Source organism: Actinosynnema sp. ALI-1.44, from assembly GCF_001984155.1.
Lineage (GTDB): Bacteria > Actinomycetota > Actinomycetes > Mycobacteriales > Pseudonocardiaceae > Kibdelosporangium.
The window spans coordinates 1-11,346 of sequence record NZ_MTQO01000054.1 but is presented as its reverse complement, the minus strand read 5'-3'; the positions used below and the strand labels follow the sequence as shown (position 1 = coordinate 11,346).

8 protein-coding genes are annotated in these 11,346 nt (G+C 68.6%); 2 read left to right on the top strand and 6 right to left on the bottom strand.

Features of this window, described 5'->3' with window-relative positions; all coding sequences use genetic code 11:
* Window positions 1-69 precede the first annotated feature (69 nt).
* Window positions 70-498 (top strand): hypothetical protein, encoded by a 429-nt coding sequence (locus tag ALI144C_RS46980; protein ID WP_143231307.1) that lies wholly within the window; start codon window positions 70-72, stop codon window positions 496-498.
* Here ALI144C_RS46980 and ALI144C_RS46975 read toward each other — a convergent pair.
* Window positions 469-1,608 (bottom strand): glycosyl hydrolase, encoded by a 1,140-nt coding sequence (locus ALI144C_RS46975; RefSeq protein ID WP_076993810.1) that lies wholly within the window; start codon window positions 1,606-1,608, stop codon window positions 469-471. The genes ALI144C_RS46980 and ALI144C_RS46975 overlap by 30 nt on opposite strands.
* Window positions 1,609-1,616: 8 nt before the next feature.
* Window positions 1,617-2,645 (bottom strand): methionine synthase, encoded by a 1,029-nt coding sequence (locus tag ALI144C_RS46970; RefSeq protein WP_076994785.1) that lies wholly within the window; start codon window positions 2,643-2,645, stop codon window positions 1,617-1,619.
* 410 nt (window positions 2,646-3,055) lie between these two features.
* Between ALI144C_RS46970 and ALI144C_RS46965 the strand changes: the two genes are divergently transcribed.
* Complete coding sequence (locus ALI144C_RS46965) at window positions 3,056-3,778, top strand: hypothetical protein (protein WP_076993809.1); 723 nt, start codon at window positions 3,056-3,058, stop codon at window positions 3,776-3,778.
* On the opposite strand, the gene ALI144C_RS46960 is transcribed toward ALI144C_RS46965, so the two are convergent.
* The 4 genes from ALI144C_RS46960 to ALI144C_RS46940 form a co-directional block, all read right to left on the bottom strand.
* The gene (locus tag ALI144C_RS46960) at window positions 3,771-5,177 is read right to left on the bottom strand and encodes an amidase (protein ID WP_076993808.1); all 1,407 of its coding nucleotides are present in this window, start codon (window positions 5,175-5,177) and stop codon (window positions 3,771-3,773) included. The genes ALI144C_RS46965 and ALI144C_RS46960 overlap by 8 nt on opposite strands.
* A 17-nt stretch (window positions 5,178-5,194) precedes the next feature.
* Window positions 5,195-5,911 carry a GAP family protein gene (locus tag ALI144C_RS46955; protein ID WP_076993807.1) on the bottom strand — a complete coding sequence of 239 codons (717 nt, stop codon included), beginning with the start codon at window positions 5,909-5,911 and terminating at the stop codon, window positions 5,195-5,197.
* A 385-nt stretch (window positions 5,912-6,296) separates the two neighbouring features.
* The gene (locus tag ALI144C_RS46945) at window positions 6,297-7,808 is read right to left on the bottom strand and encodes a beta-N-acetylhexosaminidase (RefSeq protein ID WP_330359654.1); all 1,512 of its coding nucleotides are present in this window, start codon (window positions 7,806-7,808) and stop codon (window positions 6,297-6,299) included.
* 124 nt (window positions 7,809-7,932) lie between these two features.
* Window positions 7,933-11,100: a glucodextranase DOMON-like domain-containing protein gene (locus tag ALI144C_RS46940; RefSeq protein ID WP_076993804.1), complete on the bottom strand. Its 3,168-nt coding sequence runs from the start codon at window positions 11,098-11,100 to the stop codon at window positions 7,933-7,935.
* Window positions 11,101-11,346 lie beyond the last annotated feature (246 nt).

Below are 11,346 nucleotides of genomic sequence, written 5' to 3'. Positions count from 1 at the left end.
GACAGCGGGCTCGCCGCTTCAGGGGAAATCCCCGATGTGAGTAGTCGCACGGGGTACACGGTGCACCGGATGAGGCATTCTGAGTTCATGCGTCCGCACGACGTCGAGGTCGGCCACACGTACCGGGTACGCATCACCCAGCGGGACAACCCGGCCCGTTTCATCACCGGCGATCCCCGCAAGGCCGAAGCCGACCTGCTGATGCTGAGCTGGACGCTGGAAGCGGTGCACGAGTTCGACCTGACCGTCACCGCGACCGGCCAGACGCTCGGCGACGAGCCCGCGGTGACCGGCGTCCGCGTGGCCGACACCTCGCACATCAGCACGCCGTTGCCCCGGGAGACGGCCGAACGCCTTGGCCTGCCGACAGATGTGGAGTACGTCGTCGAAGGCGTGCTGAAGGACGCGGTGACCGGCCGGATCGTGAGCAGACCGACCGGGGAGACGATGACGGTCCCTGTCGCGTGGTTAGCGGCGCAAGTCGATGGTCTCCAGTGACATCACCCACGGGTCGTTCATCAGCTTGTCGGTCTCGCTGATCTCCACCAGCGCCACCTTCGCGTCCACCCAGCCGTGCCAGCAGTTGAACATCGTCATCTGCGGGTAGCGGGTCCGGATCTTGCCGATGATCTCGGTCGCTTTCCAGCTGCCGTCGTACGGGTCGCCGGACCCGACTTCCAGCAGCGCCATCGGCCGCTGCGCGGCGAGCATGTCCGAGATGTCCTCGACCTGGCCGTCGAGGCCGAAACTGACCACGTTGTGGTAGCTCGTCGGGCCCATGATGTCGACGATGTCGTCGCCGGGGTAGAACCGCATCCGTGGCCCGTCCCACGGCCGGGCGGGCGAGTACGCCCACAGCACGTTGTGCAGGTCGCGGGTCTCGGTGATGTACGTGTACAGGTCGCGGTAGAGCCGGACCACCTCGCTGCGGCCGGTCCGCTGGTCCTGGCCCCACCAGAACCAGATCCCGTTGAGCTCGTGGAACGGCCGCAGGATCAGCGGCACGCCCGCCTCGTCGAGCTGCTGGATGATGTCGCCGAGCAGTTCGACGTCGGCGCGCCAGCGGCTGCGGGCGGGGCTGGCGGGCGCGTCGGCCAGCAGCGCGCTCAGGTCGTTCTTCGGCGCCCACAGGTCGACCCGGTAGGACTCCGGGTCGACCTTCGGCAGGAACGGGTTCGGCCGGTGCAGTTCCATCGTGACGAGCCCGCCTGCCCGCCAGTGGTCGATCATGACGCCGACGGTCTCCTTCTTCCAGTAACCGTCGAAGCTGGCGCCGAGCAGGGCCGGGGTCTTGCCGAACTTGCGGGTCATGCCGTGGAACAGCTTGTCGTAGTCCTCACGGGCGTCGGCGCTGAGCTGCTGCCCGGACACCACGCGGTTCTCCTTGCGCTGCGGCAAGGCGGTCAGCCACGCGAGGAGCTCGCGCGCGGCGGGCGTCGCCTTGGGGTCGCCAGGTCCGGTCGGTCTTCGGTTCGTGTTCACCGGCGCGGACGGCGCGAGCGTCGGCTTGTCCGCCTGCGTCGCAGGCACGGTGCAGGCCCCGGTCAGCGCGGCGGCGCCTGCCGCGAGCAGCAGGGACCTCCGGTTGAGCTGGGGCATGCGGGACATCCGACCACTCACCAGCTTTCGGGTGGTTCGACGAATGCCTTCCCCACATCGCGCACGAGCGCCAGCGCCCGGCGGGCCCACGCCTCGTCCGCGCCCGCCAGCCCGCACTTGGGCGTCGGAACGGCACGCTCGGCCAGGATCGACCGGGGGAACCCGAGCCGGTCGACGATGTCGAGCGCGGGTTTGGCCGCTTCGACCAGCGTCGGCGGGCGGGCGGGGGTGGTCGCTGCGACCAGGCCGAGGAACATCGTCATCCCGGCGTCCCACGCCTCGCCGAGCTCGTCGGCCAGGCTCGCGGGGATGCCGTCGAGCAGGGTGGCGTCCAGGACGAGCGCGTCCGCGCCTGCCTCGCGGAACAGGCCGATCGGGGGCCTCGGCGCGCAGCAGTGCACGAGCACGGGCTGGCCGGTGGCGCCCGCGACGGTCTTGATCACCCCGGCGAGGAGGTCCCGGGCGTCCGGCTCCGCGACGGCGGGGACGGTGCCGTAGCCGGACGGTGTCGACAACGCGCCCGCCAGGACAGTCGGCAGGCTGGGCTCGTCGAGCTGGACCACCACAGGCGTTTCCAACCGGCGGCTCACCTCGGCCGCGTGCGCCGACAGCCCTTCGGCCAGCGAGTCCGCGAACTCGCGCACCGCGCCGTGATCGGTCAGCACCCGGTGGCCTCGGGGTAGCTCGATTCCGGCAGTGAGCGTCCACGGCCCGGCGGCCTGGATCTTCACCGCCGACGGCCGCGCGCCGGAGCGTTCGAAGGCCTCTTCGATGGCGTCGATGTCACGCTTGACCAGGTCGACCGCGTGCCGGTGCTCGTGCCCCGGCCTGCTCGCTGTCCGATATCCGGACGGGACGACCTCGATCGGCAGGTCGACGAGCAGTGCCGCGCTCCGGCCGATGATGTCGGCGCCGAGTCCCCTGCCGGGCAGCTCCGGCAGGTGCGGCAGATCGGGCAGTTCGCCGACGACAACGTTTGCGGCCTCGAGCGGATCCGTGCCGGGCATCGAGCCGACACCGGTGGCTGTCGCCTGCGGCCAAGGCATGTTCGGGGGCGTGGTGGGCACACGGACAGTGTGGCCGATGGCTGTGCACACGAATGCACCGCACCGCTATGCAGCATGGAGGTCTAGACCCATTGACTCGATGGTCTAGGCCACATACCGTCATCTCACTCGTTGCGACAACACGCACACGAACGGCTTCGTCAGTGCGAACGATTGAAGCCGCGAAGACGTGGTGTGGGGGACGTGTCGCGCCCGCGCCCCCCACACCACACCCTAACGGCTGATCAGGCCTACGAGTACCGTCCGCTGGGCCAGATGGCGGCAACGAAACGCCGTGACGTGCCTCACTTACCTTTCGACTTAAGATGACACGCGTACGCCCGCGGGCGTACGCGGTTGTCGCTTCCGGGCGGACGACACGAGCCCGCGCCGAAGCCAGCATTGACCGCATGCGGACCATAGATCGCGTCGGCTACGCCGTCGGTGGCGTGTTGTTTCTCAGCGGGCTCGTCCACCTCGTGGTGTTGCTGGTGACCGGTGGCACGTGGCTCGGGCCGTTGTCGATGCGCAAGCCGTTGACCTTCGGCGTCTCGTTCGGGCTGACGGTCGGCACGGCGGTGTGGGCAACGTCGTTCCTGCGGGTCAAGCCGGGCGTTCGCACGTTCCTGCTCGTGGTGCTGTACGCGGCGAGCATTGTCGAGGTCACGCTGATCACGGTGCAGGCGTGGCGTGGCCGCCCGTCGCACTTCAACTTCGAGACACCGCTCGACTCGTCGATCTCGACAACGTTGGCAGGCGGCGGTTTCGTGCTGATCGCGGTGATCGTCGGCTGCACCGTCGCGGCGTTCCGGACCGTGCAGACCAGGAGCATGCAACTCGCGCTGCGGTTCGGGTTCACGGCACTGGTCGTCGCGCTCGCCGTGGGCGCGGTGATGATCGCGACCGGCGTCATCGAGGTCCGGTCCGGCAACGCGGCGCTCGCGTACGTGACCGGCGGCGCCTTGAAACCAGCGCACGCCGTGCCGATGCACGCCATCCTGATCATGCCCGGGTTCGCGTGGTTGCTGGGCCGTACCCGCTGGCCCGAGCCGACCCAACTGCTGCTCACCCGGATCGCGGCAGCCGGGTACGGCGTGCTGATCGCCGCGGCGATCGTCTACTCCGTCACCTGACGAGCGGCGGGCACCACGAGTTCCCGGCGTACCAGGGGTTCGCGGTCGCCACGACGTTGCCGAGTGCGAAGACCGTCCGGTCGTCATACGGGCGACCGACCACCTGGACCCCGGTCGGCACCCGGTTGGTGGCCAGTCCGGACGGGACGCTGAGCACCGGGCAGCGGCTGGCGATGTTGAACGGGACCGTCAGCGGTGCTTCGAGGTTGTGGTCCAGTCGGACACCGTCGACGATCAACGGGGTGTCGACGTAGTCCTCACCGGCCAGCAACGCAGGCGTGCCGGATGTGGGGCATAGCAAAGCATCGAAGCGCTGGAACAGCCCGGCGAGGTCGTCGTGGACCTTGCCCTCGATCAGCATGGCGTCGAAGAACGAGCCTGCCGATGTCGCCCGTTCGACGAAGTCGTCGGTGTAGCGCATCAACTCGTGGCCGCCTGCCGCCGCCTCGATCGTCGGCGCGAAGATCGCGCCGTAGTGCGCCCAGGCCGCCGCCATGATCTCCGCGCGCGTCCACGGCAACTCGATCTCCTCGATGTGGACACCGGCCTGCTTCAACGCGTCCGCGGCGCTCAGCGTCGCGGCTACCACGTCCGGCTCGACCGGGTAGTCACCGAGGTTCATGCACAGCGCGACACGCAGTCCGTCCACCGCGCCGATCTCGATGGGCGCGGACGCGGGCAAAGACACGGGGTCCACCGGATGCGGACCGGCGATCACGTTCTGCAGCAACGCGCAGTCCGCGACCGTCCTGGCCAGCGGCCCGTCGTGGCAGTAGTGGTCGAGGTTGAACGGTGGGATGCCGGGCACCCGGCCGTACGGCGGTTTGAAGCCGACGACGCCGTTGAACGACGCCGGGATCCTGATCGAACCGCCGATGTCCGAACCGGTCGCGAGCGTCGCCGAACCGGCGGCGAGCGCCGCGCCGGACCCACCGGACGACCCGCCGGACGAGTACTCCGGATTCCACGGTGTCCTGGTCACTCCCCACAGGTCGCTGTGGGTGAACCCGGCGCAGCAGAACTCCGGTGTGGTCGTCCGCGCGTGCACGATCCCGCCCGCGGCCATGATCCGCTCGACGACCGGGTGCGTCTGCGTGGCCACGGTGTCGCGCATCGACAACGACCCCTCCCGCCACGGCAGGCCGGCGATCGGCTGCTCCTCCTTGATCGCGACCGGGATGCCCTCCAGCGGGCGCTGCTCGCCTCTGGCGTACCGGTCACCGGCCTCCCGCGCCTGGTCGAGAGCGTCTTCGAAGTAGCGGTCGGAGAACGCGTTGACGGTCGGCTCGGTGAGCTGGGCTCGTTCGATCACCGCCGCCATGAGTTCGACGGGCGCCAACTCCCCGCTGCGGAAAAGCGCGATCGCGTCCGTCGCCGTCGTGTACGCCAAGTCAGCCACAGCGCGAGACTATCTCTTTATTTCCCCAACATCTCCGGCCAGAACAACCGGGCGGCGGCGTCGCGGGCGACGAGGAACCCGGCGATGCCGATGATCCACCCGGTGGCGCTGGCTCCCTTGGTCATGATCCAGTTGTTCAACCGTTGCAGCAGCGGCTCGATCACCTTCGCGGCGGTCAGCCGCAGGGTGAGCAGCACACCGGCGGGCAGGATCATGACCAGGCAGTACCCGGCCAGCAGGACAAGAACGGTGACCGCGCTGAGGCCGGACGTCGTCATGATGCCGATGGCGCCGAGGTACGGCAGCATCGTGGCGATCTCGGTCAGCCCGGCCAGCAGCGCCAGACCCATCAGCCAGTGGATCGACGACTCGTCGGACATGGCGCGATCACGCCACCGCCGGATGGCGCCACCACCCGGCTTGTTCTTCTGCTTCTTGCTGTCGAACCGGAAGCTGAGCACGAACAAGCCGACCCCGATGCCCAACTGGACCCACAGCGCCGCCGTCGTCCGCAGCGCGTCCCCGAAGTTGCTGATCACGGAACCCGCGCCCAACGAGATCAGCACACCGATTCCGAAGTAGAAGACGGCGATCGTGCCGAGGTACAGCAGCACCCGGCCGACCCGGATCCCGCCCGGGGCGAGCAGGAACCAGATCGGGATGAACAACGTGCCGATGCTGCTCGAGTCGAGCAACGCCAAACCGGCGAGTGTCAGAACGAGACCAACGCTCAAAGCTCCCCCTTTGATGCCGGTCAGGCACGTTACCGCCGGGGCAAGCGGGCCGAGTCCTCCTTTCGAACGAGATGTCCGTTCCCGGCAGCGGCCATGGACCGCGGCGGCAAGTCCTTCGGCAGCGCGTTGGCCAGGTCGCCGGTCAGCGGCAGCTTCTTCCACGCGTCCGGCAGTCGGAGGACCGGGTCCGGCAGCGGAACACCGGTAGAACGCCGAAGCCGGGGCGCGGCGCACGGGATCACGGTGTGTCAACTGGCAGGGCAGCCTCGCTGTGCACAACCGCCACATGTGGACAACCCCCGCAGCCGCCGCCCCCAACCGCCCGAAACCGTCAGCCCACGACGCTAGGCTGGAAATCGGGGGCCGGAGGCCAGCCCCGGCCAGCTCAGGGCCAGGGCACCTGGGTCGACCGGTAGTAGTTCACGCCCATCACCTGCCAGCGCGGCCCCTGCGCGCCGAGGCGCTGCCGGAACGCGTCCCAGTTGTGCTTGGCCCACGGCGACCAGCCGAGTTCCGCGATCGCGGGCAGCCGGGGGAAGGCCAGGTACTCGATGTCCTGCCTGGTCCTGACGGTCTCCGTCCACAGCGGAGCTTCCACGCCGCGCACCGCGGCTTCGCCGACACCGCTGAGGTACGCGCCGGGATTCCAGTCGTACGCCGTGCGCACCTCGATGTAGCCCGCCCAGTTCAGGCCGATCGGGGTGCTGGAGTTGTACTTCATGTCCAGGTAGGACTTGGTGGCCGGGGACATCAGGATCTTGCTGCCCCGGTTCGCCGCCGCCGTCACGGCCGAGTTCGACGTCGTCGTGCCCCAGAACTGCGGGGTCGAGTTCGCGGGTGGGTTCACCTTGGCGACCTCGTGCCAGCCGATCGGCTGCTTGCCGTACTTCGCCACGATCGGCAGGACCTTGTTGACGAAGGTCCGGTAGTCCGCGTCCGATGTGGACTGGGCTTCGTCGCCGCCGATGTGGATGTACGGCCCCGGGGTCAGCGCCGCGAGTTCGCGGATCACGTCGTCGACGAACCGGTACGTCACGTCCTTCAGCACGCACAGCGAGCTGAAGCCCACGTTGGTGCCGGTGTAGAGCGGTGGCGCGGTGTTGTTGCAGTTCAACTCCGCGTACGAGGCCAGGGCCGCGTTGGTGTGCCCCGGCATGTCGATCTCCGGAACGATGGTGATGTGCCGCGCGGCCGCGTAGGCGACGATGTCGCTGTACTGCGCCTTCGTGTAGTAACCGCCCGGTCCGCCGCCGACCTGGGTGCTGCCGCCGTACGTCGCGAGCCGGGGCCAGCTGTCGATCATGATCCGCCAGCCCTGGTCGTCCGACAGGCGCAGGTGCAGGTGGTTGATCTTGTACAGCGCGATCTCGTCGATGTAGCGCTTCACCACGTCCGGGGTGAAGAAGTGCCGTGCCACGTCCAGCATCGCGCCGCGGTAGGCGAACCGCGGGTGGTCGACGATGCGCGCGCCGGGCACCGGCCACGGTCCGCCCTGGACACTGGGCGCCTCGACTTTGGCAGGCAGCAACTGCCGCAGGGTCTGTGTGCCCGCGAACAACCCGGCCGCGGTGTTCGCCTTGATCGCCACACCGGTCGCGGACACGTCGATCTGGTAGCCCTGTTGACCCACTTGCGGGTCAGCACCGGACAACTGCAACGAGATGCCGTCACCCGTGCTCTGCGACACCGGCAAGGCGAATCCTGTCGACCGGCGGAGCGTGGCCGCCAGCAGGTCAGCCACCCCCGTCGCGCCCTCGGCCGCACGGATCTGCGTGCCCGACGTGAGGTTGTAGGTCACGTTCGGCACGGCCTGCACGGAGGCCGGGACCGGTACGACGCTGTCGATCGGGGCAACCGCGGCCGCGGCTTGACTCGCGGCTAATGTCGTTGAGGCCACCAGTGTGAGCGTAGTGAGAACCACGCCGAACCATCGGGATTTTCGCACAGTGGGGTCCCTTCTGGCAGGACTCGGCGGCGACACACCCAATGTGCGGTTCTCCCCTCTCCGGTGTCAAGGTCCGTCACGGGGACAAGGACACCGCCTTGATCACGACCGGTCCGCGCGTGGGGTCGAGCACGACGGACTGGTCCACACCACTCGGCGTGATCACGTCCACCGCCTTCGGCACCGACGACGGTCCCGTGGAACAGATCGGCCCGGTGCCGCCCGGTGCACAGACCCCGAACGTGTACTGCTCGGGCGTGGCGGTGAACTTGCGGGCCCGATCCGGGCTGTCGCCTTCCTGGCCGGTCAGCGCGACCGCGTACGCCTTCGGGTTGCCGAGCGCGGATTTCGGCACGCTGACCGTGATGTAGCGGGACGTCTCACTCGCCTGGACGGACGCGTCGCCCAGCGGGACACCGTTCGCGTCCACGAACACGGGCTCGGCGAAGCCCTGCACCTCGATCATCCGGTTCCACGGGTCGACCGCGTGGTTGCGCGACGGGTACGCCGCCTTGGTGGAGGCGCCGGGGATCGCGGGATCGTGCGCGTAGATCGTGAGCAGTTGGGCGCCGAGCGGCGAACCGAACGTCGGGCTGAGGTCGCGCAGCTTCGTGCGCAGGATGACGCGGTCGCCGCTGTCGATCACCTGGAACTGCTGGATGTCGAACGCTCCGGGGTGGAAGTCGCCCGCCGTGGGGTAGGCGTAGGTACCGGGCCCGTTGTCGTCGTTGTCCGGGTCTGTCGCGTTCAGCAACACCGTTCCGGACACGAAGTCCGAGCCGACTTCGACCTGGGCGTAGCCGGTTTTCCTGGTGCCTTGAGTGGCCGCGGCGGTGATCACGTTGGTGCCGAGCAAGGCGGGCAACTCGGCGGTGAAGGTCCCGTTGGACGATGTGGACACCACTGTGGTCACGCCACCGGCGTCCGTCGCTGTGGCGGAGATGTCGACTCTCGTGCCGGGCGGGGCCGCTCCCGTGACCTTGACGGTAGGTGTCGAGACCGCACCCGGCGCCTGCACCGAGATCGGGATCGTCCCCGGTGGGCCGTGGTCGACGAACCGGGCGCGGACCTCGGCGGGCTGCTCGACCAGACGACCGGCGGCGATGCTCTGCGTCAACCGGACCGCCTGGGCCTGCGCCCAGGTCAGCGGGGACGCGGAACCCACCGATTCGCCCGGCTCGAAGCCGATGCTGGCCGTGGCGGGGTCGCTGCCGTACGGCGACTTGGCCACGGGGGCGTTCTCCCAGATCTGCTCGGGGATCAGGCCGACGCCGGATGCCTGGGCGTGCATGGCGTGCAGAAGTCGCCTGGCACCACGCTTGTCATTGGTCTGCACGAGGTGCTCAGCGCGTTCGCCCGCGAGCACGGGCCAGAGGTGCCCACTGCCGACGTTGCCCGTCGGCCAGGGTTTTCCGGTTGGTGCACACGCGGTCAGGTCTGGCTCGTAGCAGTCGCCGTAGCCGTCCTCGCTGCCTGGCGCAGACGTGCCGTAGCGGTACCAGCCGGGGCCGTTGGGGGTTTGGCGTTTGATGGTCTGGTCGACGAGTTCGAGCGACCTGGCGACATCGGGATCGTCGGCGGGCAGGATGCCGAGCCGGGGGAGTTCGAGGAATCCGGCGTCCACAACGGACCGCTGGTCGACGGTGACCGAGCCGTTGCCGAGGTTGTACTGGATCGGCGCGGCCGGGTCGCCCGTCTTGGACAGCCGGATGAAACGGCCGTTGACGACGGTCCAGCCCTTGACGCTGCGCTGGAAGTGGTCGGCGGTGGCGTGGTAGATCCTGGCTCGCTCCTGGTCGCCGTTGCGCGTGGCGATCACGGCCGCGGCCGTGAGCCCGGCGATCTCGGCGGCGATGGTCGACGGCGAGTACCCGCTCTGCTCCTCCCACCGCTCGGAACCGAACGAAGGGCCGTGCGCCACAACGAAATCCGCCGCCTTGCGGATCTTCGCGTACAGGTCGCGGTCCCGGTCGAACCCGGCCTGCAACGCCATCAGGATCGGGTAGGCGGTCTCGTCGAGCTGGTCGCCGCCGGAGTCCGGCGCCTTCTTGCCGTTGACCATGGAGTTGCGCGGGAACCGGCCGTCCGGCTGCTGTTGTCGGGAGAACAACCACCGGACAGTGGCCCGCGCGGTTTCCCGGTCACCCGCGGCCATCAGGCCGGTGAAGCTCTCGTACAGGTCACGCGCGAAGATCTCCCGGTACGAACCGAAGTACACGGGCTTGCCGTCGGGCAGGTCACCGGCGCTGACCGCGTGACCCCACGGACTGCCGAGGGAGGCGACGACGGCACCGGGGAAAGTCTTGTCCTCACTGGCTTTCAGAACGTTGACCGACACCCAGTCACCGGTCGGCTTGAGCATGCGGTCGTAGTCCCGCCACTGCTGGGTGTACCGGTCATAGGACCGGTGCCACGGCGTTCTCACGCTCAGACCGGCGGTGTCGACGGCCTGGGTGGCCGTTTTCCCGAACCCCAGCGCGAGTGTGGCCTCGTGCCCGTCGAGCTGGGCGGTCTGCACAACGTTCCCGTTGGCTGCCTGGAGGTTCGGCTTGATCGCACGGTCCTTGTCCAACTGGACAAGGCCGTCGGACGGCGTGCCGACGTACCCGCTGTTGGCCGCCTTGTAGGGGCGGTCGGCCTTCAACGCACCGAACAGCGGCACCCCGTAGTCCCGGTTCGGCGCGTTGGTGACCGTGTTCGTGTCGCCGCTGACCAGTGCGTTCAGGTCCGCCGTCGCGGTGTCCGCTCCCCCGTTCAACGGCCCGCCACCGCCGTTGCCGTTGATGGTCGCGTCATACCGGACATAGAGTTTCAGGTTGCCGGGACCACGCAGCCGCGCCTTGATCAGAACGGAATCACGAGCGGGATCGGTGATGAACTCGGTGGTCAGCCGATAGTCACGAGCTTCGGAACGCACCTGACAGGCCATCCCGGTCGAGTCGGCGGAAACGGTGTAACGCATGTCGCGGCTCTGCAGATCGGTGAACGTCCGACCGTCGGTGACAAGGAACTGGAGCGTCTCGACGTTCGTGTTGTCGATCGTCGGCGAATAGACATCGGAAAGCACACCGTCCGCAACCGTGAACCACACCTTGCTGGTGGTGTTGCGGGCCGTACCGACGCAATCCTTGCGCGCGAGCCCGAAGCGAGACAACATACCCGGCCCGCCTGGTTGAGCATGGGCCACCGGACTCAGAAACGTCACGCCCAGTAGCAGAACCAGCAGCACGCCGAACCGTCGCATGCAGGCGATCCCACCACTCCCGGTGACCAGAAAACACCGCCAGATCGGTTGATGCAACCGTGCAACAGCAGCCCCCACAGGCTCGCGCGCAAGCACAGGCGGTTGCGGCCCTGCGCGCAAGCGCAGGGGGTTCACGGCTTGCGCGCAAGCGCAGGGGTGGGCTTCGGGGGTGTCTCCTGCCCGTCGGCCTGGGCGAAGCCAACCACGGGCTGTCCAGAGGTCCGCCTCCCCAACAGGCGGGCCCAG

What these genes read in the sequence shown, in the direction of transcription:
- ALI144C_RS46940 (WP_076993804.1), bottom strand. Translation starts at nt 11,100, where the DNA reads ATGCGACGGTTCGGCGTGCTGCTGGTTCTGCTACTGGGCGTGACGTTT.
- ALI144C_RS46980 (WP_143231307.1), top strand. Translation starts at nt 70, where the DNA reads ATGAGGCATTCTGAGTTCATGCGTCCGCACGACGTCGAGGTCGGCCAC.
- ALI144C_RS46965 (WP_076993809.1), top strand. Translation starts at nt 3,056, where the DNA reads ATGCGGACCATAGATCGCGTCGGCTACGCCGTCGGTGGCGTGTTGTTT.
- ALI144C_RS46970 (WP_076994785.1), bottom strand. Translation starts at nt 2,645, where the DNA reads ATGCCTTGGCCGCAGGCGACAGCCACCGGTGTCGGCTCGATGCCCGGC.
- ALI144C_RS46975 (WP_076993810.1), bottom strand. Translation starts at nt 1,608, where the DNA reads ATGTCCCGCATGCCCCAGCTCAACCGGAGGTCCCTGCTGCTCGCGGCA.